Source organism: Streptomyces sp. NPDC058240, assembly GCF_042882135.1.
In the GTDB taxonomy this organism is placed as follows: Bacteria; Actinomycetota; Actinomycetes; order Streptomycetales; family Streptomycetaceae; genus Streptomyces.
Genome location: NZ_JBHVWT010000043.1, coordinates 19,178 through 40,033, shown reverse-complemented (window position 1 = coordinate 40,033; position 20,856 = coordinate 19,178). Strand labels below are relative to the sequence as shown.

19 protein-coding genes and 4 pseudogenes are annotated in these 20,856 nt (G+C 67.5%); 13 read left to right on the top strand and 10 right to left on the bottom strand.

Annotation, left to right across the window (positions count from 1 at the left end; all coding sequences use genetic code 11):
• Nucleotide 1 precedes the first annotated feature (1 nt).
• The 5 genes and pseudogenes from ACFVX4_RS34900 to ACFVX4_RS34880 all read right to left on the bottom strand — a co-directional run bounded on the left by ACFVX4_RS34900 (nt 2) and on the right by ACFVX4_RS34880 (nt 5,114).
• Nucleotides 2-250: an acyl carrier protein gene (locus tag ACFVX4_RS34900; protein WP_389985416.1), complete on the bottom strand. Its 249-nt coding sequence runs from the start codon at nt 248-250 to the stop codon at nt 2-4.
• A gap of 3 nt (nt 251-253) precedes the next feature.
• The gene (gene fabD, locus ACFVX4_RS34895; protein ID WP_389985412.1) at nt 254-1,087 is read right to left on the bottom strand and encodes an ACP S-malonyltransferase; all 834 of its coding nucleotides are present in this window, start codon (nt 1,085-1,087) and stop codon (nt 254-256) included.
• A gap of 84 nt (nt 1,088-1,171) precedes the next feature.
• The gene (locus ACFVX4_RS34890; protein WP_389985409.1) at nt 1,172-2,101 is read right to left on the bottom strand and encodes a LysR family transcriptional regulator; all 930 of its coding nucleotides are present in this window, start codon (nt 2,099-2,101) and stop codon (nt 1,172-1,174) included.
• A 956-nt stretch (nt 2,102-3,057) separates the two neighbouring features.
• A pseudogene (locus ACFVX4_RS34885) lies at nt 3,058-3,635 on the bottom strand (IS5/IS1182 family transposase); the annotation flags it as partial.
• A gap of 252 nt (nt 3,636-3,887) precedes the next feature.
• Nucleotides 3,888-5,114: an MFS transporter gene (locus tag ACFVX4_RS34880; protein WP_389985428.1), complete on the bottom strand. Its 1,227-nt coding sequence runs from the start codon at nt 5,112-5,114 to the stop codon at nt 3,888-3,890.
• Between the two features lie 181 nt (nt 5,115-5,295).
• Here ACFVX4_RS34880 and ACFVX4_RS34875 point away from each other — a divergent pair, with 181 nt between their 5' ends.
• Nucleotides 5,296-5,835, top strand: a complete 540-nt coding sequence (locus tag ACFVX4_RS34875; RefSeq protein WP_389985407.1) for a CGNR zinc finger domain-containing protein — start codon at nt 5,296-5,298, stop codon at nt 5,833-5,835.
• A 309-nt stretch (nt 5,836-6,144) separates the two neighbouring features.
• Here ACFVX4_RS34875 and ACFVX4_RS34870 read toward each other — a convergent pair.
• Together ACFVX4_RS34870 and ACFVX4_RS34865 are read right to left on the bottom strand one after the other, a co-directional pair.
• Nucleotides 6,145-6,749 (bottom strand): annotated as a pseudogene (locus tag ACFVX4_RS34870) (transposase); the annotation flags it as partial.
• Nucleotides 6,750-6,788: 39 nt separating this feature from the next.
• Nucleotides 6,789-7,400 (bottom strand): TetR/AcrR family transcriptional regulator, encoded by a 612-nt coding sequence (locus ACFVX4_RS34865; RefSeq protein WP_389985404.1) that lies wholly within the window; start codon nt 7,398-7,400, stop codon nt 6,789-6,791.
• An 85-nt stretch (nt 7,401-7,485) separates the two neighbouring features.
• On the opposite strand from ACFVX4_RS34865, the pseudogene ACFVX4_RS34860 reads away from it, so the two are divergent.
• Together ACFVX4_RS34860 and ACFVX4_RS34855 are read left to right on the top strand one after the other, a co-directional pair.
• Nucleotides 7,486-7,746, top strand: a pseudogene (locus ACFVX4_RS34860) (class I SAM-dependent methyltransferase); the annotation flags it as partial.
• Between the two features lie 61 nt (nt 7,747-7,807).
• The gene (locus ACFVX4_RS34855) at nt 7,808-8,236 is read left to right on the top strand and encodes a hypothetical protein (RefSeq protein ID WP_389985433.1); all 429 of its coding nucleotides are present in this window, start codon (nt 7,808-7,810) and stop codon (nt 8,234-8,236) included.
• A gap of 189 nt (nt 8,237-8,425) precedes the next feature.
• Here the strand turns inward: ACFVX4_RS34855 and ACFVX4_RS34850 are convergent, their stop codons facing one another.
• Both ACFVX4_RS34850 and ACFVX4_RS34845 read right to left on the bottom strand, forming a co-directional pair.
• Complete coding sequence (locus tag ACFVX4_RS34850; RefSeq protein ID WP_389985401.1) at nt 8,426-8,614, bottom strand: hypothetical protein; 189 nt, start codon at nt 8,612-8,614, stop codon at nt 8,426-8,428.
• A 38-nt stretch (nt 8,615-8,652) separates the two neighbouring features.
• Nucleotides 8,653-9,219: a DUF317 domain-containing protein gene (locus ACFVX4_RS34845; RefSeq protein WP_389985398.1), complete on the bottom strand. Its 567-nt coding sequence runs from the start codon at nt 9,217-9,219 to the stop codon at nt 8,653-8,655.
• A gap of 871 nt (nt 9,220-10,090) precedes the next feature.
• On the opposite strand from ACFVX4_RS34845, the gene ACFVX4_RS34840 reads away from it, so the two are divergent.
• The 7 genes and pseudogenes from ACFVX4_RS34840 to ACFVX4_RS34810 all read left to right on the top strand — a co-directional run bounded on the left by ACFVX4_RS34840 (nt 10,091) and on the right by ACFVX4_RS34810 (nt 17,512).
• Nucleotides 10,091-12,031 carry a multicopper oxidase family protein gene (locus ACFVX4_RS34840; RefSeq protein ID WP_389985395.1) on the top strand — a complete coding sequence of 647 codons (1,941 nt, stop codon included), beginning with the start codon at nt 10,091-10,093 and terminating at the stop codon, nt 12,029-12,031.
• A gap of 578 nt (nt 12,032-12,609) precedes the next feature.
• Nucleotides 12,610-13,887 (top strand): acyltransferase, encoded by a 1,278-nt coding sequence (locus ACFVX4_RS34835; RefSeq protein WP_389985392.1) that lies wholly within the window; start codon nt 12,610-12,612, stop codon nt 13,885-13,887.
• 228 nt (nt 13,888-14,115) lie between these two features.
• A pseudogene (locus ACFVX4_RS34830) lies at nt 14,116-14,377 on the top strand (cell division protein FtsH); the annotation flags it as partial.
• 179 nt (nt 14,378-14,556) lie between these two features.
• Nucleotides 14,557-14,721, top strand: a complete 165-nt coding sequence (locus ACFVX4_RS34825; RefSeq protein ID WP_389985430.1) for a hypothetical protein — start codon at nt 14,557-14,559, stop codon at nt 14,719-14,721.
• A gap of 37 nt (nt 14,722-14,758) precedes the next feature.
• Nucleotides 14,759-15,292 carry an HPP family protein gene (locus ACFVX4_RS34820; protein ID WP_389985389.1) on the top strand — a complete coding sequence of 178 codons (534 nt, stop codon included), beginning with the start codon at nt 14,759-14,761 and terminating at the stop codon, nt 15,290-15,292.
• Between the two features lie 311 nt (nt 15,293-15,603).
• Nucleotides 15,604-16,476: a CBS domain-containing protein gene (locus ACFVX4_RS34815; RefSeq protein WP_389985386.1), complete on the top strand. Its 873-nt coding sequence runs from the start codon at nt 15,604-15,606 to the stop codon at nt 16,474-16,476.
• A gap of 154 nt (nt 16,477-16,630) precedes the next feature.
• The gene (locus ACFVX4_RS34810; RefSeq protein WP_389985383.1) at nt 16,631-17,512 is read left to right on the top strand and encodes a universal stress protein; all 882 of its coding nucleotides are present in this window, start codon (nt 16,631-16,633) and stop codon (nt 17,510-17,512) included.
• A 213-nt stretch (nt 17,513-17,725) separates the two neighbouring features.
• Here the strand turns inward: ACFVX4_RS34810 and ACFVX4_RS34805 are convergent, their stop codons facing one another.
• On the bottom strand, nt 17,726-18,226 hold the full coding sequence (locus ACFVX4_RS34805; protein WP_389985382.1) for a hydrogenase maturation protease: 501 nt from the start codon (nt 18,224-18,226) through the stop codon (nt 17,726-17,728).
• A 177-nt stretch (nt 18,227-18,403) separates the two neighbouring features.
• Between ACFVX4_RS34805 and ACFVX4_RS34800 the strand changes: the two genes are divergently transcribed.
• Genes ACFVX4_RS34800 through ACFVX4_RS34790 form a run of 3 tightly spaced genes read left to right on the top strand, consistent with a single transcriptional unit; the run spans nt 18,404 to nt 20,855 of the window.
• Nucleotides 18,404-19,564, top strand: a complete 1,161-nt coding sequence (locus ACFVX4_RS34800; protein WP_389985379.1) for a 4Fe-4S dicluster domain-containing protein — start codon at nt 18,404-18,406, stop codon at nt 19,562-19,564.
• The gene (locus ACFVX4_RS34795) at nt 19,561-20,019 is read left to right on the top strand and encodes a Crp/Fnr family transcriptional regulator (protein ID WP_389985376.1); all 459 of its coding nucleotides are present in this window, start codon (nt 19,561-19,563) and stop codon (nt 20,017-20,019) included. The genes ACFVX4_RS34800 and ACFVX4_RS34795 overlap by 4 nt, the downstream gene beginning before the upstream one ends.
• Nucleotides 20,019-20,855, top strand: a complete 837-nt coding sequence (locus ACFVX4_RS34790) for an FAD/NAD(P)-binding protein (RefSeq protein ID WP_389985373.1) — start codon at nt 20,019-20,021, stop codon at nt 20,853-20,855. The genes ACFVX4_RS34795 and ACFVX4_RS34790 overlap by 1 nt, the downstream gene beginning before the upstream one ends.
• Nucleotide 20,856 lies beyond the last annotated feature (1 nt).

Here is a 20,856-nt window from a genome sequence, read left to right as displayed (position 1 = left end):
TCTACTTCGAGGAGATCTTCTTCTGTATGAATGCGTCGATCATGGTGAGCGTTACAAAGACGTTTTCGAGTATGTCCTCCGCGCTGATCTTGACCGAGAACTCGGATTCCAGAAAACTCATCATCCTGACGTACCCGAACGAATCGATGACACCTGCCTTGAAGAGGTCGGTGTCCGGTGTGATCACGTCGTCGAACTCGAAGAGGAAGCGTTCCTCGAGGTACTGCCGGATCTTTTCCGTCGTCGTCATCTCTCATACTCCAGCCTTGATTTTGTGCACCATCTGGGTAAGGGTGAAGCCTCCGATTTCGGTGAATTCGAGCCCCTCATCGCCGTCGAGGAGCGCGCGGACGCTTTCGGTCCAGCGCACCGGGGCCACCAACTGCTCGGTGAGCATGTGTGCCACCTGTCCCGGCTCGTAGGGCCGGGCTGTGACATTGGAGATGACCGGTGTGGTGGGTTCGGTAAATCTGAACTGCTCGAGGAATGCGGCGAATTGCACGCGGGCCGGCTCCATGTACCGGGAGTGGAAGGGCGCGCTCACCCTGAGCGGCACGAAGCGGATGTCCCGGTGCTGCAAGGAGGCGTGCGCCGCGGTCAGTACGGGCGCAGTGGCCGCGATGGTCAACTGCGATCCGGTGTTGAAGCCGGCGATGTCGACGCCGTCGACGCCGTCCTCGGCGAAGATTTCCCGCAGCTTTTCCGCCGACGTATCCATCACCGCGGTCATGCCGCCGTCGGAGGCCGCCGCCATCAGTTTCCCGCGCCTGGCGACCAGTCGCAGTCCCGTTTCGAAGTCGAAGACACCGGCCGCGAGCAGGGCGTTGTACTCGCCCAGACTGTGCCCCAGATAGAAATCCGCCGGCCGGTCCTCCTGGTGTACCCGCTCGAACGTGTGCAGCGCGTTGACGACGTACAGGGCCGGCTGCGTGTACTCCGTGCGGGCCAGCAAGGAATCCGGGTCTTCCGTGCACAGAGAAACGATGTCGTATCCCAGCACATCCGAAGTGAACTGCACAAGCCCCGGATAATGCCCGAAGACCTCGGCCCCCATTCCTTTTTTCTGACTTCCCTGCCCCGTGAACATGACCGCTAGCACGACGCTCCTTCAAGCTGCGATAACTTGTGCCGAGAAAATCATGGGTGGAAGCGTGCAAAATGCCGGTACTGGTCAGGCGGTCGAGTGCACGGCATGTCTTATCGAGATCACCGATCGAAGCATGTCCAAGAAGGCTTTACCGCGGCTGCTCATGACCAGATCGGGCATCATGGCGACGCCGAGGGACGAAGGGGGCAGGACGTCGGCGATCTCGACCGCTCGAACGCTCCCTCCGTCGAAAGTCGCCCCGCTAGCAGCGCGTTGGTACATCAACGCGAACCCGGAACCAGCAGCCACGAGACCGCGCATCGTCTCCAGGCTCGTCGTCGTGATCACCTGCGGCATGCGGACGCCGGCGTTGGCCAGCAATTTATCGAAATGGCGGAGAGTGGCCGGGGTGTTCAAGGCGATGAGCGGTCGAGCGGCCAGTTCGTCCAGACCTACCGAGTTGGCCCTGCCCAGCGGGTCATCGTCTGCCAAGAGGGCGTAGACGGGCAAGTCGACCAGCGGGTGAAACCTGGAATCGCCCGACAAGAAATCGTATGTCACGGCTAATTCGCAGCGGCCGTCCTGCAGTAATCCCAAAAGGTGATCAGCGGATTCCTCGTGAACGTTCAATTGTAGCGCCGGATGTCGCTCTCTGGCTATCCGGTAGGTCAAAGGAAGGAGAAACGGGGCGATCGTAAAGAAGAATCCGACGTCGAGCTGTCCGATGGTTTCGCCCGCCAGGGCGTCGCCCCGTGCCTTGAATCCCCTGGCGTGCCCCAGCAATGCACGTGCCTCTCGAAGCAAGTGCCGGCCGCTGGGAGTGAGGGAGACGCCACGGGCATGATGACGAAGAAGCAACTGAACGCCAAGATGGCGCTCCAGCCGTATAACGGCCGCCGATACTGTTGACTGCGAGGCGCACAGCTTCTCTGCCGCCTCTGATATGTTGCCCAGTTCGGCGGACACCACAAAATACCGCAATTGCGTAAGACTGAAGCCCAAGTGATCGGTCACAGTTCACATCCGGAGATCTTTTCCTGGAGTCTGACCATTCTGATTTCGTGTTCAGCGGTGAGCAGGCGGTCTCTTTGCCGGCAAGGGTCGGCCATCCTTGCCAGGGCGAACGGTGGTGCTCTTGCGATCTTCGGAACGTCAAGCTCTCGGTCGAGTTCCCCGGTCGGTGTCCGGTTCTGCGTGCATCTGGATGACGAACAGGACGTTGCCGCAGCCGGGTTGGCCGCGGTCCGTGAATAGTCATGGCGACGCTTCGGGAGGAACGTGGTATTCGTGAGGATGTATGAATCCGGGGTGGGTCCCATCTCTCCGTGACGACATAACGGAAGTGCCACGAGAGCGGAACCCGGCAGTCGACCCGGTCGAGAGTGTCGTTCCGTCACCCTGGTAGGGCTTTCGCATCCTAGAGCGCCCAACCTTCCGGACGCGCTCCACGATTTGGACAATCACCAGGTGGCCAAAGGTCATCATCGATGGCGGTGGTCGAGGGCTGTACGCCCCTCACCGGAGTGCTGAGGTGATTACCCCTGCACGCCCGGACCGTTTGAAGGGCGGGCTCACCATTGACGATGCCCTCCCCCCGCGAACGCACCCCAACTTTCACCGGGAATCCACGTCCCGGTTGTGCGGGCTGTACCGTCGGCCGGCCCGTCGCCGAGGATATTCCGGCCAGCCGCGCCACGCGCCGTCGTCGGGGCGGCTGGCCGGTAACCGCCCGTGTCCCAATCATCGTTTGGACAACTGGACGGGAAATGTGAAGTCCCGGCCCGGTCGGCCCCGCCCGTCGCACGCCCCTCGACGGCGTTGGCCGGGCGGCTCGGTCCACTTCGACCTCCCCTACGGCGTCCTTCACCTCCCGAACGCTCCGGCCGCCTGGACCGGACGGGTCGCCGACACGGCCAGGAACACCGCAAGAACCCGGCTGGGCAGCCCCGCTCGGCGTCAATCGATCGAGCTCGCCGGCAAGCAGCCCGCCCGGGCGGCCGCCGCTCCGCAGCCGCCGCCAGGCAAGCACCACGGTGACGATCGCCTCGGGAGCCTCGGGAGCCTCGGGAGCCTCGGGAGCCTCGGGAGCCTCGGCCATCGTCGCAGGCGGGAGTAGTCGTAGCCCTTGTCGGAGTGGAGCTTTCCCGGCCTGCGTCGTCGGGGTCCTCGGCGGGAGCGGATCGGCGGTATGACCTCGACCGGAGGGATCAGAGCTTGGCTGCCGTGCAGATTCGCCGTCGAGATCCCGACGGGCAGGGGCAGTCCGGACCGTTCGGTGATCAGGTGGATCTTCGAGCCGCACTTGCCCCGGTCGACAGGATTCGGGCCTGTCAGGTCCCCCTTTTCAGGGCCCGCATGTTCACCGAGTCCATCGCACATCGGGACCAGTCCAACTCGCCCCGGGGCCGAGTTCGTCGCGGACCGGGCGGTGGAGCTTGGCCCACACCCTGGACTTCGTCCACTCAGCGAAACGCCGGTGAGCCGTCGGCCCCGACGGCCCGAACGACGCTGAAGGCAACTGCTGCAACGTGCAGCCCGAGGCGGCCACGTGTCGGCGTACACCCGAATGTGCGCCGGCCGGTACAGCTGAACGTGCACGGCCATCCCGGCTTTTTGGCCCAGTGCTGTGGCGCCAGGGTCCCCCGTCTGGTCAGGATCCGGGACAGTCGTCACCGTCAACGGGGCCCTCTCCCGGAGGCGGCTGGGGTATGCCTCCGGGCCTTCCGGGTCCCGTGTCGCCTTGGGGCGCATCTGCCCGGTGCATCGGGCGGGGAACGCGGAAAGGTCCGAAGGTGCGTTCCTAACGGGATTCCAGGGCCGACCGGGTGACGTTCCTGAGGAACAGCACCGGCGTCGCCGCTGTCGCCACCGCGAACACCCCGAAGGCCAGCCGCATGCCGCCCAGTTCGGCCAGCAGGCCCACCAGAGCCGCACCCAGCGGCATGGCGCCGAAGCTGAAGAGCCGAGCCGCCGCGTCGTAGCGGCCGAGCATCTCGTCGGGGACCTTGCGCTGGGCGACGGTCCGGGAGTTGACCGTCCAGAGCGTGCCGCCCATACCGCCGAGGAAGGCACCGGCCGCCACTGCCCAGATGTTGGTGGTCAGGGCCGGCAGCGCCACCATCGCGGCGGTGCCGATCAGGTCGGCGAACATCGCCCGGCGAGCACCGAGCAGCCGGTTCACCCAGGTCACAGCCATCGTGCCGGCCAGCCCGCCGATGCCGAGGGCGCTGAGCACAATGCCGTACTGCTGCGGTCCGAGTTCCATGGCCTGCTGGGCGTAGAGCGGCATGAGCGCCAGCCAGGCGCCCCAGACGGCGGCGAGCACGCCGACGACCAGCGACAGTGTGCGCAGCACCTCGTCTCGCCAGAGGAAGCGCAGCCCTTCGGCGATCCGGCTGTTGACCGAGACGGGAGCCGCGTCCGGGGCGGGCCCGTCGGCCCGGAAGTGGCCCACCAGCAGGAGCAGGGCCAGGGCAGCGACCGCGTAGGAGGCGCTTATCAGCCCCAGCGCGAGACCCGTCCCGGCGGCCAGCAGCAGCCCGCCGATGAAAGGCCCGGCGAACTCCTGCCCCACGGTCTCGGCCCCCACCATCCAGACGTTGGCGCGCTGCCGGCCCGCTGCCGGCACCGCAGCCGGTACCAGAGCGGAGGCGGAGGTCGAGGCCAGTACGTCGGCGACGCCGAGAATCACCCCGGCGGTGAAGAGCTGGCCGAGCGTGAGGCCACCGGTCACGGCTGAGACGGTGAGCCAGCCCATCGCAGCCAGCCGCATCCCATTTGCGCCCCAGAGCAGCCGCCGCCGGTCGAAGCGGTCGACGATCACGCCGATGTGCAAGGCGACAAGCAGCCAGGGCAGCGTGAGGGTCAACGAGACGGCGGTGACCTGGGCGGGAGAGTTGGTGAGCTGGGCGGCGAGCAGGGGGAGGGCCATTTTCATCACGCCGTCGGCGAGGTTGGTCGCGGCGGTGAAGCCGACCAGGACAGCGGTGTTGCGGCGACCAGGGTCCGGTGGGGCGCAGGGCCCCAGTGTCGACGTGCCGAGGCTTTTGTCGGTCTGCTTTCGTTCAGGCACCGCTGTGACCATGACCATCCCCTAACTGCCTAACGCTTTAGCCGGTGAGATCACTTTGACGTACACACCCGCCATCGCGCAACCGGTAAAACGTTTAGGCGGTAGAGTGGTGGAAACCTGTAGGAGGTGACCCGCAATGCTGGAGCCACCGGCCTCAGCTGTCCTGGTGGAGGCGTTCGCCAACACGGTCGACGTGGAAGAGGCACATGATGAGATCGCCACCCCGGCCGGACTGGCCGACTGGCTGAAGGACCGCGGCCTGCTCGACGCACCCTGCGAGATCCCCACCGAAGTGCACGAGAACTATGTGACCCTTCGCGCAGGCATCCGCGAGGAGTTGGGCGCCCATGTCGGCGACACCCCCGACGCGGAACTGCTCGCCGCGGCGGACCGGGTGCTGGCCGAACACCCTGTGCTGGTCACGGTGCGCGGCTCGCTGACCCCTGCGGCGGAGCTACCGGCGGAGTGTGGGCCGCTGGCCGCGCTGGCGATCGCGTGGAGTGAGCTGGTCACGACCGGGGATGCTGCCCGACTCAAGCGCTGCGCAGAGCACACCTGCGGTTGGGCTTTCTGGGATGTGTCGAAGAACCGCAGCCGCCGCTGGTGCTCGATGAAGGTGTGCGGGAACCGCAACAAGAGCCGGTCCTACGCGTCCCGGCAACGGCAGACGATCTAGCCGTCGGTCGGCCGCGTTCCTGGGGAGTAGGGCATGTGGTGCACGTTCGTGTGTACCGGGCTGTGCTTTCACGCGAACGCCTACACCACGAACACGATCGCAGCCAGCACCCCCCCGGTCACCATGCCGACTCCGGCCACCGCCCTGAGGCCGCGACGGTGCCTCCGCCACCACCCCGCTGGAACAACTCCTGCAACTCGTCCGGCACCAGCCGCTCAACGATCCCCACCGCGACCGACATCGTTCCGAGTCCGTCAATTGAGATGACTTCTCAACGGTGTAACTGGTGTGGTGGGTGAGTCCGATGCGGGCTGCTGAGAGGCGCCCGTCAAAGGCGATGTCGGACGCCTGGAGGGCTCGCTTCCAGCGGCTGGTCCATCGTTTGCGGCCCTTCCTGGCTCGGTCGAGGCTCATGATCGTGAGGTAGACGCAGTTCAGCGCGGCGGCCTCCGGCGGGAAGCGGCCGCGGGCCCGGACGGCCCGGCGGATGCGTGCGTTCACGCTCTCGATGGCGTTCGTGGTGCAGACGATGCGGCGGATCCCGGCGTCGAACTGCAGGAGCGGCACGAACTCGGCCCAGGCGTTCTCCCGGAGCTGCCCTTGCGGTCGCGGGGCACGGTGATCTCGACCGGGCCGACATCGGTCAGCACGGTCTCGGACCGCTCGCCGTTGCGGGAGTTGCCGCCGTTCTTGCCCGCGGGGTCGTGCCTGTCATAGCCGAGGTGATCGGTCATCTCCTCGTCAAGCGCGGACTCCAGCAGCCGCGTGGTGAGCTGCCGGAGCAGCACGCCCTCATTGGTCAGCTGCAGCCCGTCGGCCTGGGCCCGGGCGACGAGTTCCTTGAGGAACTTCTCGTCCACAGCAGCTGACGGAGCCGTCTCCACGACCGCGGTCCTGGACGCGTCCTTGGGTATGTCCTCGCCGGTCACAGGTGCAGTCCTCCATGATCGGAGTTACACCGTTCTATTTACACTTCCCTCCCATGGCGTGGCCGTCCGATAGAGCACGGTGTCGATGATGAGGTCGATCTCCCGCGGACTTGGTGGCTCGCCGGTGAGCAGAAAGGTCTGCAGTATCAGAGCGGGACCAGTGCGAGCGGCCAGCGGGTGAACGCTCTCAGGGCTCAACTCGCCGCTGCGCATGCCCTCATGCAGGATGGCTTCGATGTGCTCAAGACGCGGCGCGATGACCCTGTCGGCGAACATGGCACGCAGGTCCGGCTCGCGCAGCAGGTCGACGATGAACTCGATGCCTGGTACGAGAGTTCTGCCGGCCAGCACACCGCTGAAGGCGGCGAGGGCGTCGGCGAGGTTTTCCCGGGTCGAGTGCTCCGGGTCCGGCTCGGGCAGCGGGGGAAGGGCGTAGCGCAGGGCGTCCAGAACCAGGGGTTGCTTGCCGGGCCAACGCCGGTAGAGCGCGGCCTTGCCCGTGCCGGCGCGGGCGGCGATGCCCTCCATGGTGAGTCGGCCATAACCGTTCGCGGCAAGCTCGTCGAGCGTCGCGACATAGATCGCGCGTTCCAGTTCCGCGCCTCGGCGACGGCCGGGTGTTGCGCTCTCTGTCATGGATTCAATAGTAGACGCTGGCGTTCCTTCCTGCCTACACTCGCTTTAGTGAACAACCCCGTCTACTAGAAGAGGTGAGGGTTGGATGGCTGATCTGCATCCTGCGCGTGACCACCAGGGCAGCCGGGAGCCGGCACTGGATTTCGAGGCGGTGTATCAGGGGCACGGGATCTCCTACGGCGCGGACGACCGCCGGTCGGACCTGATCCCGTGGGAACTGGACGCTCCCCAGCCGCTGGTCGTCGAGCTGGAAGCGGCGGGCGAGATCACCGGCCCGGTTCTGGAATGCGGCTGTGGGCTCGGGGACAACGCCCTGTTCCTGGCTGGCCGCGGCTACGAGGTGACCGCCTTCGACGCCTCGCCATCCGCGATCGAGCGCAGCCGGGCCAAGGCCACCCGGCAGCCCGGTGACCTTCACGGTCGCCGACGCGACGGAACTACACGGTATCGGTGTCCCCGGAGGCTTCCGCACCGTCGTCGACAGTGCCATGCTGCACTGCCTGGACGCCGATCAGCGGCAGGCGTACCTCGCTGGGCTGCGTCGGGTGTGCGTGTCCGGTGCGAGGCTTCATGCCCTGTGCTTCCGCGACGAGTTGGCCGCTCGCCTGAAGATGCCGGCCAACATGGACGAACGCAGCCTGCGCGAGGCTTTCCGTGACGACTGGACGATCCGGCGCATGGAGCCCCGTCATTACAGCACCGGTTTGACCCTGCAGGCATGGCAGAACTTGGCGCCCGCCGTATCGGGCGCCTCGGAGCGGGACGACGCCATGACCGTCGACCAACACGGCAGAGTTCTGCTGCCGTTCTGGCAGATCACCGCTGAACTGACCTGATCGGCCACAACCGAGCGGCGGGGGGCATTCTCGGCGTGCCTGAGGAACCACCCGGGCGCCGGTACACGATCCTGTCCTGTGCAACTCGTCGATCACCAGATCGGATGTGGGGTCATCCAGGTTGGTGACGACGAGAACCAGAACCGCACCCGGATGCGTCATTGATTGCCGTCGTTCCCGGTGTCCTGGTCACCGCCACCGGGGCCAGGTGTGCCGGCGGAGTTTCGCGGTGCGGACCAGGGTGGCCAGCGGCGTGTTCTCGGGCAGGTTGGACAGCCGGCTTTTGAGAGCGTCGACGGAGTGTGCCTCCCCGACGACCTCCCGAGGCTGGGAGGCCAGTACTCGGGCCTCCCGTTCGGCGCGCTGTACGGGAGTCATGCCTGGTGGTATTGACTCGGCTCCGAACGGCCCGGTGATCAGCGTGGGCGGCTGACGGCGGGGCCGGCCTTGGCCGCCGGGGTGGCCAGCCGTGTGGTGGGAAGGCCCGTCATGCGTGCTCGAACAGTGGTCTGGGGCTGGCGGGTACCGGTTCCGTCGGTGAGGGTTTCCGACAGGTCGGCCAGCAGTGATCTGGGAGTGTACGGGGACGCGGTGAGGGTCCAGGTGGCGTGGTCGGGGCTCGGGCCGGCCCAGACGGTCCGGCGCCGGGCGGCGGTGCCCAGACGGCGCCTTGTGGGCGTTGCGGGGTTCGGGCACGGGGTGTTGGGTTCTGTACGCGCTGCTGTGGATGAAGTGGTGGTGACTCCGGGGTCGAAGAGGGCGAGGTCGACGAGCTTGGTCCTCGCGTTGGGCGGCGGCGGCCAGGCGACGGGAGAGCCGCTGCGCCGGCCTGCGGTACGCCTTGCCTGGACGTGTGCTTCGAAGGGCGCCTGACCGGTAAATACCCTGGTCAGGCGCCCTTCTTCTGTGTCTAGAAGAAGCCCAGCTTCTTCGCCGAGTACGACACCAGCAGATTCTTCGTCTGCTGGTGGTACATCTTGCATGGCGCGGTGACCAGGAAAAACGGAGGCTGGGTCTGCGATGGGCGGAGTGTTGGCCCGGGTATGGTCCGGATCTTGGTACTGATGAGGCGGTGGGCGTGCCAGCCCGGAGGCAGGTCCCACACAGGGGGTCCCGGATGCCCCGATTGTGTTGGCGAACCCGCTTCTGACGCCCCGGTACGGGGACTGGCAAAGAAGCACAGTCGTGGAGGCGGCGTCGGCGCACTACGGCTGTGAGTGCGCTTCCCCTGCTTCTCGCCATGCATCGGCAGAGCGCCACCTGGCGTGACCGGTGCTGTTTCTACAGCTAGGACGGAGGCATCGGTACCGTCTGCCGGCGGCTTCTGTCTCACGGTCCGTAGGGGGCTGTGCTCTGCCGCGAAGGCAGGCGCGGCCCGCGCGACAGGCGCACCGGGGGTTCAGGTCCCGGAAGTGTGGGCCGTCTTGGGGTCGTACATTTCGAACAGGGCCGCAGCCCGTGCTGGCTGCATGGCGTGTTCGTCGGTCAGGTCGGCGAGGTGTGTGATCGCTGCCCTGTTCCTCGCGAATCAGGCACAGGTAATTGAGAGCAGATCTTTCCGGATCCAATCTGCTAATCGTCCGTCAACGACTCCGGACTAATGGGGTGATAGGAAGTGCACCGCCTCACTCGTGACGCGATTCCGGCATCCAGAACGGCTTGAATGAACACAGAAGCAAGCCGAAGAGCTCACTAAGGGCGGTATCCAGGGGTCTGGCACGCGCGGGTCCAGGCCCGGTACCCAGCACATGTTCACGCGCTGGTCGCCAGATCTGTCCCGTGGAGCACTGCCGCAACGCACGGATCTGCCGGCTGGGACAACCTGGTGGTGCCCGCAAGCGATGGAGGATGTACGTGGTCACGAGACGGCGTGTCGTGCAGGCAGCGGTCGGCGGAATGTTCGCGCTCCTTCCGGCGGCTTCCGCGGCTCCAGGCCTCCGCGTGCCCGGCGGCAAGGGCATTCTGGATCCGGGAAAGGTGGACAAGTACGTCACGCCGCTCGTCGTCCCGCCCGTCATGCCGCAGGCCGGGGGCGGCGTCGCTGATCACATCGACCACTACGTGATTGGCGTGCGACAGTTCCAGCAGCAGGTGCTGCCCTCCGGCCTGCCGGCGACGACCGTGTGGGGGTACGGATCGACTCTGCATACGCGCAGCTTCCACTACCCCGCGTTCACCATCGAGGCCCGTGCCGGAACGCCTGTGCGGGTGAGGTGGAAGAACCAGCTGCTTGATCGCAAAGGCCGTTACTTGCCGCACCTGCTGCCGGTCGACCCCACACTGCACTGGGCGAACCCTCCGGGCGGAGCATCGGCCCGGGACTCACGTCCCGGATTCCGCTCGACACCCGGGCCGTACGCGGGCCCGGTGCCGATCGTGACGCACCTGCATGGCGGGCGGAACTCGGAGGAGAGCGATGGCTACACCGAAGCCTGGTACCTTCCCGGCGCGCTTGACCTCCCGGCGGGATACGCTGAAGTCGGCTCTGCCTACGAGGAGTTCAAGGAAAAGTTCGAAGACCGGTTCGGCGACGCCTGGGGCCGGGGGGACGCCGTGTTCCAGTACACCAACGCGGAGAGGCCCTCGACCTTCTGGTTCCACGATCACGCCCTGGGCGTCACGCGGCTGAACGTCTACGCCGGACTGGCGGGGTTCTATCTTCTGCGAGGCGGACCTGCGGACCTTCCCGTCGGGGTATTGCCCGGTCCCGCGCCCCGGGCCGGTGATCCGCCCGGCCGGAAGTACTACGAGATCCCTCTCGCCATCCAGGACCGCTCGTTCCACGTCGACGGCAGTTTGTTCTACCCGGCCGGACGCACTGCCTTCGACGGATTCAGAGGCCCCTACATCCCGGACAGCGACATCCCTCCGATCTGGAACCCCGAGTTCTTCGGCAACACGATGGTGACCAACGGGAGCACCTGGCCGGTCCTTCAGGTCGAACCGCGCCGCTACCGCTTCCGGCTTCTCAACGGATGCAACTCGCGGTACCTGATCCTGAAGATCGTCACCCGCCCACTCGCCCACCGCCCCGCGACCCCCGCCCTCCCCTTCTGCCAGATCGGCAGCGAGGGAGGCTTCCTCCCCACGCCCGTACGGCGTGACCAGGTGCTCATCGCTCCCGCCGAGCGCGCCGACGTGATCGTCGACTTCGCATCCGTACGGGTCGGGACCGAGCTGTATCTCATCAACGAGGGCCCTGACAAAACATTCCAGGGCGGGAAGGCAGGTACGGACTACTCCCCGGCGGACCCCGCCACCACCGGGCAAATCATGAAGCTCGTCGTCGAAGCACTCACCACACCGGACACGACCGTGCCACCCTCCCAGCTGTCGCTTCCGCCGTTCGAACCGTTGGGAGAGGCGAGCCGTATCCGACGGCTTTCCCTGAGCGAGCAGAACTCCGCGTCGCTGCCGCACGTCGGCCCTCGGCAAATGCTGCTCGGCACCCTGGACCGGAACGGAGCCCCTGTGCCGATGCGCTGGGACGACCCCGTTACGGAGAATCCGGCCCTGGGGGCGACCGAGATCTGGGAGATTCACAACTTCACGAAGGACGCACACCCGATTCATGTCCACGAAGTCCAGTTCCAGGTCCTCGACCGGCAACAGGCCGGCCGTGCCGCCCGGCCCGCCGAGGCGTGGGAGAGCGGGTTCAAGGACACCGCAGTCGCCTACCCGGGTGCCGTGACGAGGCTGAAGGCGACGTTCGACCGGGCAGGCCGGTACGTCTGGCACTGTCACATGCTCGAACACGAAGACAACGAAATGATGCGCCCATACACCGTCGGATGACGGCGCAGGAGGTGCTGCCGCTCTTCTGTGGCTGCGCGCGCTTCTGCCGAACACCATCGCCGAGCGAATCCGCCGAGCGAGGTTGAGCTTGTCCGTTCGGCCGTCTGAGGCGAGATCAGCCCGAGCCGGAATTTCGGGCAGGTGGGCTGCAGCACCGGGCACCTTCGCGCGGCACGGATGGGCGGGGTGGCTGGGTGGTGGGCTCATCGTGGTGGCCGCAGTCCTGGCCGCCGCCTTCCGGCGGCGCGAGTTGGTGGAGGCGTACCACTTGATCTCTCGGGTGCGTTTGCCCGAGCTCGGGGTCGCCATGGGGCTTGAGGCGTCGTCCATCGTGTGCTTCGCCGCCGTTCAACGCTGGCTCCTGCGGGCGGGCGTGTGCAGTGGCGCATGAGGCGGATGACGGCTCTCGGGGCGCCCGCCAACGCCATGGCCGGTGTGCTGCCGGGCGGGGCGGCCTTCTCGGCTGCCTGGGTGTTCCGGTAGCTGTCACGCCGGGGCATGGAGCAGGTGCTCGCGGCAGCTGTTTCCAGTCAGCCGTACACCAACGACTGGCATGGCGATCTCATGGGAGGAGCCGGGTGAAACGGAACCGTTGCGCGGACCTTCTGCGTGTGTGTGCGATCGGCGGGGTGGTGCTGGGCCACTGGCTGCTGGTCAGCATCACGTACCGGAGTGGGCATCTGTCTGGTCTCGACGCTCTTCAGTACGTCGGCTGGGGTCGTTGGTTGACCTTGTTGCTGCAGGTCATGCCAGTTTTCTTCGTGGTCGGCGGGTATGCCAACGCCATCTCCTGGACGGCCCACCAGCAGCGAGGGGAAGGCTGGACCAACTGGCTGCGCGGCCGGATGCTGCAATTGCTGTGGCCGACGACGGTGTACGTCGTGATGGGCGCACTCGCCGTCACCGTGGCCCGGATCGCCGGCGTGGACAAGGCCGCTCTGGCACGCGCCGGGTGGCTTGCCGCCCTGCATCTGTGGTTTCTGCCCGTCTACCTGCTACTGATCGCGCTCACCCCGCTCCTGCTCGCCGCGCACCGGCGGTGGGGACTGGCGGTACCTGCGGTGATGGCCGTCGCGGCCGCGGGAGTGGACGCCGTGGTACTCGGCCCTCACCTGCCACTGATCGGCTTCGCGAACTACCTGCTGGTGTGGGGGACGATGCACCAGTGGGGGTTCGCGTGGCAAGACGGCACGCTCACGCGTCCCCGGTGGCGCTGCGGGATGCTGTTCGCGGTGGGTGCCGTGCTCCTCACCACGCTGCTGGCCCGGGGTCCCTACCCCGTCAGCATGATCGGGACGGGGGCGCGGGCGGGCAACACAACCCCGCCGTCGATTGCCCTGCTGGCGTTCGCCGCCACCCAGACGGGACTGCTGCTCGCGGTCGAACCCGCCGTTGAGCGCCTGCTCGCCCGCCCGTGGCGGTGGCGGCTGGTCTCCCGCCTCAACCGCACGGTCATGACGGTCTACTTGTGGCACATGACGCCGGTGATCATCGTGGCCGTCACGTTCTACCCCACCGGCGTCATGCCCCAGCCGACCATCGGATCGGCCCCGTGGTGGGCCCTGCGCCCGGCGTGGATCACCCTCCTGACAGCGCTGCTGGTGCCCCTCACCGTGGGTGTGATGCGGACCCAGCGGCCGCTGCGTCTGCTGCCCGCGGGACTGGGAGCGGCAGGGTGGTGGTCGCCGGTGCTGGTGCTGTGTGCTCTGGGAGCCATCGTGCTGGCGTTGGTCAGGCTGGCCATCGACGGATTCGCCCCGGGTGGGCACGTGCCCGCGGTGTTGCTGGCAACCTACGCCTGCGGCCTCTTGGCAGCTTTGTATTCGGGCCGCCCACCGTCAGGGCGAACAGGCTGAGTACCGGCGACGATCAGCACAGCGGCAGCGAGGACCTGCTCCGCCCCCGGCGGTGCGACTTCCGGAAGCGCCCAGACAGCCGAGAAGGCCGCACCTCGGGCAGCGGCTGGAAAACCAGTGTGCGGGCGAGCGGGGTAGCGGGCAGCACCGCCCCGACGGTGACCGCGCCGAGCGCGGCAAGCAGCAGGGGCAGGCTGAAGTGGCTGCGGAATAGGGGAACGGCAGTCCGTGGCCGTCCACGAATCCGGACACGCGCTCACGGCGGCCCTGTGCGAGCACGCCGACCCGGTTGTCAAGGTCACCATCCTGCCCTCCGGGCCTTCGCTGGGTGCCACGGAGCAGCTCCCGGAGGCCGAACGGCACCTGTACAGTGAGGGCTATCCGACCGACCTGCTGGCTGTCCGGCTCGGCGGCCGAGCTGGTCGTCCTCGGCGAGGGATCGACCGGCGTCGCCGACGACCTGGTCGGTGCCGCCCAGCTCGCCGCCCGCAAGGTCCGCGAATTCGGCCTGCCCCCGGCCCTCGGCCCCATCGGATACGGCTCCGGAGCCCCCGCCACCTCGACGTCGAGAGCACCGACGAGACACTGCACCGGCCCTATTCCGAGCAGACCCGACGCATCGGCGACGAGGAAACCACCCGGCTGCTGCGGCAAGCCGAGGAACGCGCGGTGGCTCTGCTGCGCGACCATCAGGAGGCGCCGGACACCCTTGCCGGTCTGCTCACCACCCGCGAGACCGTCGACGGATCCGTGGTCCTCGACGTGATCCAACAGCAACAGCGCTCGGACGGCCACCACACTGCGGGGAAAGGGAAGCCGACGCCCTCCCGGTGAAGCTGCGGAGACGCTCACAAACAAGAAGGAGTCGACCATGGAGGAGCAGCAGCCAGGGGTGGGTCACGGTGAGCAGGAGGTCTTGGCACGGACGGTCGCCGTTGTGATGCGCACCGCTGCGGTCACGATCGATGTCGATGAAACCGTGCTTGTGGCCTGGGAGCTGCTGGAGCGGTCCGGTTCCCGCTACCTTCCGGTGGTGCATTCGGACGGTCGCTGTGCCGGCCTGCTGGACAGGGCCGACGTGGCGGTCGTCTGTGCGGCCTCGGCCGCCTCGCTGTCCGGCTTGCGCGTGCGCGACCTCCTGCCCGCCCACAGGTCGGCACTCGTACATGCCGGGCAGACCGTACGCCATGCAGCCGACCTCATGAGCTGTACCGAAGCCGACGCCGTGCTGGTGCTGGAGGAAGACGGGTGTCTCGTCGGGGTGCTGACCGCAGCCGACATCGTTGCGGCCCTCGCCGGTCGCCCGGTGCAGAAGGAACCCGCCGACATACGGCCGCAGGCCCCGTTCACGGTGTTGCCTGGGCTCCCGCCTCGGCGGGGTTGCCGTGGAACGGCGGTGCCCTGAGCGCCCGCCACTGAGCTGCGGCGCATCTACCGAAGTGGTACATGACAAGACTGGTCTGGCATTGCTTGACATCTGCTTCAGGCCCGTCCGGGCCCGAGCACGCAGGCGGGGTCCCGCGCTTCCTCATTCGACCGCCTCCGGTCTGGGAGGGACTGGCTGGCCCCTCTTGATGACACCGAGGTCGAGGACTGTCGTTTCTTGTCCTGTTGGGGCCGTCCGTCGGCCCGCATGGGCCGACCGGCCCTTGGTGACGACCCCAGCAGCGGAAGACTGGGAATACAAGTCGGCTCGGCCAGAATGAGGAGCCCACCATGACTGAGCGCGAGAACATCGAGGCAGGGGCCGAAGCCCGCCGCGCGGTGCCGGGGAAGGCATGGAGGCCCGACGAACCACTACGGCAGGACATGCTGGTGCGCTACCTCGACACGGTGGCCAGCGTGTCCGCCAAGCAGACGGCGGCACGGCGCCCGACCGCTCCCGAGTCGGCTCCGTCCAGGCGGGCGAATGAGTCCGCCGAGCCTGTGTCCGGTGCCGAACCCGCACCTCTGCTGGTCCGTGATGTCATGGACGTATCGGCCGCATCGGTGCACGGCGACATGTCGTTCATGGACATCGCCCGGAGCCTGACCCGTGAACACGTCGGGTCCCTGCCGGTGGTCGACGCCGACGACCGGGTAATGGGTGTGGTGTCGGAGTCCGACCTGCTGGCGAAGGCCGCGGTCGAGGCGTCCGGATACGAACCCGGCGCGATCGGCCGGCTGAGGGAACGGCGGCTGCACGACAAGGCCCGTGCCGAAACTGCCGAGATGCTGATGACCACTCCGGCTGTCACCGTGTTCCCTGATTCGACCGTCGCCGAAGCCACCTGGCTCGTGTCCTTGTCGCGTCTCAAGCGCCTGCCGGTGACGGACCATGAGGGCCGCCTGGTCGGTGTTGTGCACAGGAGCGCACTGCTCAACGCGCTGATACGCGATGATGCGGGGATTCGCGAGGAGATTGAGTCGAGGATCCTCGCTGAGCACTTCCCGGCTGTGCGGAGCGCCGTCGAGGTCTCCGTGCGCAACGGGGTGGTCGACGTCAGTGGCCGGATGGCGGAAGCCGATGTCCCGCAGCTCCACGCGGAGATCAAGGCCATCGACGACGTGACCGAAGTGATCGATCACCTGAACCCCGTCACTGGGTGACGCCGGATTCCCGACTCCCGTCGGCAAGGTACGCCGTCCACGCACGCGTCGTCCGGGCTCTCGCTCGACCGGGTACCCGAGCTGTCGCCCGGTGTGATGGTGATTTCGGGAGGGACACGCAGAGGGCCATGTCGAGTGGAAGGCGGTGGAAATGATGAAGCTGCATCTGGTCTCGGGTGTGGACGGATCGGAAACCAGCCTGAGGGCGGTCGACTGGGCCGTCGATGAGGCGGCTCTTCATGGGCTGCCGCTGCGACTGGTGTACGCGTCCAGGTGGGAGCAGTACGAGGGCGCCGCACTCGCACTCTCCTTGGGGCGTCCTTCCGAGCAGGCGCTCGCCGACAGCATCGTCGAAACTGCGGCTGAGCGTGCCCGCCAACGCCATCCGGATGTCGACGTTTCGGTCGAGGTGATGCCTGAGGACGCGGTGATCGCCCTTTTGTACGAGGGGCGCAATGCTCAGGCGCTGATCATCGGGGCGCGTGGCCGTGGCGGGCTTACCGGACTTCTGCTCGGCTCGGTCAGTCTGGCCGTGGCCGCGCGGGCCCCGTGTCCCGTCATCGTCGTGCGCGGTGACAGGGCCGGGATCGAAGGCGTGCACGGGCGGATCCTCGTGGCTGTCGGGGAGCCGGAGAGGGGAGAGGCGGCGGTCCGGTTCGCCTTCCAAGAGGCTGGGGCAAGGGGCTGCGACCTGGATGCCGTACATGCCTGGCGCTGCCCCGCGCACAACCGTGCCGACCCCCGGCGCACTGCCAGTGAGCACTTGTACCACAAGGAACGTGCGGCGACCTTGATCGACGAAGCGGTGGCCGAGTCCGTACGCGATCACCCGACGGTCCGGCTGCACTCGGCGGCGGTCGAGGGAACGGCTGCAAAGGTGCTGGCCCAGCGTTCGTCCGCTGCAGACCTGATCGTCGTCGGAGCGCATCGCCGCCGGGGCCACCTCGGACTCCAACTCGGTCGAGTTGCCCATGCGCTGCTTCACCACGCCGACTGTCCGGTGGCCGTCGTACCTCTGGGGGGCCTTGTCGCGTGAGACCCCTTGCCTCAATTCCTGGGTTGCAACGCGTGGTCGGGGACGTAGGTCTGAAGGTCTCTCGGCGGTCGCTGGGGCCCGGCGCTTGTCGTCGCTCTGCCGCCGCTGCGGGTTGTGGGAGCGTAGCCGGGTGAACCGGGGTGCGGAAGCGCTCTGGCGTAGGAGATGGCGGCGCGAAAGGGAACGTACATGTCGGGCGCAGCCAGTTCGCACCTATCTGCCGGCAGAACCCACATGCAGTGAGATTTCTGTCGCGATCCATTCGGTAAGCGGCTTCACGACGGCTGCGACGGGTGCTGACAGGCCGGTGCCCAGGCTGCTGTTGGCTCCCTCGATGGCGTAGACGACCAGCTGTCCGGGCAGGCGGTCCAGGTGGCGGGCGAGTTCGACGGCGTTGCCGAGCCCGAGCCCGTGGGAACTCGTCGCAGTGCCTGTCTGCGACAGCTGCCCATCATCCACTTTCAGGCGATGCAGCCGACCGGGAAGCCCGGGGTGCGCGTGTGCGGCGTCCACCACGATGGCGAGGTCGGCGTCTTCCCACAGGGTGATCAGACGGGCGGGGTCGCCGTCGCACACCCGAAGGGCGGTTCCACTCGGCAGTGGCCGTTCCTCGGCCCGCTCTGCCAGCTGGGCCACGACGGCCCAGCCCACACCGTCGTCGTGGCGGAACTCGTTCCCGACGCCGATGACGGCGATCCGCGTAGTGAGGTTCACGCGTTCACCCCTTCCCGCCGCACAGGCTCGCCAGTTGTACCGGGTCCGCTCGGGGGCCGTACGGGGTGACGTAGACAGCCACCTGGACCACGCAGGGGCCGGGCGGCCCATGCCGGGCAGCAGGTCCGTGCGCATACTGGCCGGGCAAGCATCATCGGCGGCGTTGGAAGGTTGGCGATGGCGGACGACGGCGGCATGGCCGCGGTGATCGGCAAGGCCGGTCTGGAGGCGCTGATCACGGTCCTGGCCGGGCGTGGCCGTACGGTTGTGGGACCGACCGTACGCGACGGGGCGATCGTCCTGTCCGAGCTCTCCGGCGGTGCGGAACTCCCCTACGGCTGGGGAGTCGAGTTGGAGGCAGGCGTCTATCGGCTGCGTGCCCGCGAGGACGGTGCCGTGTTCGCGCACAGTGCGGGCCCTCAGTCCTGGAAGACGTTTCTGCACCCGCCGCGGGAGCGGCAGTGGACAGCCGATCGCGGTGGCGACGGCGAGCTGGTGGTGACCGAGGATCGGACATCACCGCCGTCGTACGCGTTCCTCGGTGTGCGCCCCTGCGACCTGCGGGCCATTGCGATCCAGGACCGGGTGCTGACCGGCGGGATGTACAGCGACCCGGCGTATCGCGGGCGTCGCGAGCGGGCCTTCCTGGTGGCGGCGGAGTGTACCGAGCCGGGTGCGACCTGCTTCTGCGTGTCCATGGGCACTGGGCCGGCCGTGGGGCCCGGCTACGACCTGGCGCTGACCGAGGTGCTCGATTCCGACGGCCACCGCTTCCTGGTGCGGATCGGGAGCGAGGAGGGAGAGTCGGTCCTGGCCGAGCTGCCCCACCGTCCCGCCGACGCCGCGACTCGGACCGCGGCGAGTGAGCGTGTCGCCGACGCGGCGGATCGCATGGGTCGCAGCATGCCGCTGGTGGACCTGCAGGTGCTGATGCGCGACACGCTCACGGCCGAGCGCTGGAATGACGTCGCGGCCCGCTGCCTGACCTGCGGAAACTGCACCATGGTCTGCCCGACCTGCTTCTGCACCACCACCGAGGACGTCACGGACCTCACCGGAGACCACGCCGAGCGGTGGCGGCGCTGGGAGTCCTGCTTCGACCTGGATTTCTCCCACCTGCAGGCGGGTCCGGTCCGCAACTCCTCGAGTAGTCGCTACCGGCAGTGGGCCACCCACAAACTCGGGACCTGGTATGACCAGTTCGACAGTTCCGGGTGCGTCGGCTGCGGGCGCTGCATCGTGTGGTGCCCGGTCGGTATCGACATCACAGAGGAGGCCCATGCGCTGAACCGGGAACGGGAGACCCCCCGGCAGGAGTCGGGGCAGGGCCCGTCATGACCGTTGTTCGCCAAGGGTTTCTCGGTGCTCTCTCGCCCCGCCACCGCGAGCGGCTGGCCACGTTCGCCCACGACGTCTCCTTCCCCGGTGGCACCCGCATTTTCGACGAGGACGGTGTCGCCGACCGGTTCTGGATCATCCGTTCCGGGCTCGTTGCGCTTGACGTTCACGTTCCGGGCCGACGCGAGGCAGTTCTGGAGACTCTTGGTGAAGGCGATCTGCTGGGCTGGTCCTGGTTGTTCGAGCCGTACCGCTGGCACCTGGGCGCGCAGGCCCGCAGCATCGTTTCGGCGTTCGAGTTCGACGCGGAGCGGGTCCGAGCCGAGTCTGAGAAGGATCCGTCGTTCGGCTTGGCGTTGACCAACTGTGTTGCGCAGGTGATCGCACGGCGGCTGAAGGCCACCCGAATCCGCCTGCTCGACCTGTACGGGCCCTCCGACGCCGGTGAGTCGTGATGACGGCTGCCGCACCATTGACTGCCCGACCGGGAACTCTCCCTGTTCCGTACCGGGTGGTGGAACGTGAGGCCGAGACGCCCGACACCGCCACGATGGTCCTGGAGCCGGTCCGCTCGGCCCTGCAGCCCTTCACTCCTGGGCAGTTCGCGATGGTGTATGCCTTCGGCGTCGGCGACATCCCGTTGTCGGTCTCCGGGATCGACGGGCACCGGCTGACGCACACCGTCCGCACGGTCGGAGCGGTCTCCGGCGCGCTGCACAGGCTGCGGCGTGGCGACACGGTCGGAGTGCGCGGTCCTTTCGGCACCGACTGGGGACTCCCCGCCGCAGCGGGAAACGACCTGCTGGTCGTGGCGGGAGGTATTGGTCTGGCGCCGCTGCGCCCCCTCGTACGCGACGCGCTCGCCGCCCCCGAGCGTTACGGACGGCTGAACGTTCTCATCGGAGCGCGCACGCCCCACGAGCTGGTCTACGGCGAGGACGTTCGCGGCTGGCAGTCAGCTGCCCGGGTGTTGACCACCGTGGACCGCGCGGACCCGCTGTGGCACGGCGAGGTCGGCGTCGTCACGACCCTGCTCGACCGTGCCGCCTTCAGCCCCGGGGCGTCAGCGGCGTTCATCTGCGGCCCCGAACCGATGATTCGCGCCACCGCCGGCGAACTGGTGCACCGCGGCGTCGATCCGGAACTGATCCGGGTCTCGCTGGAACGCAATATGCACTGTGCCACTGGCCACTGCGGGCACTGCCAGCTCGGCCCCCTCCTGCTCTGCCGCGACGGCCCCGTCGTCAGCTGGACCAAGGCCCAACCTCTCCTCATGGTCAGGGAGTTGTGAC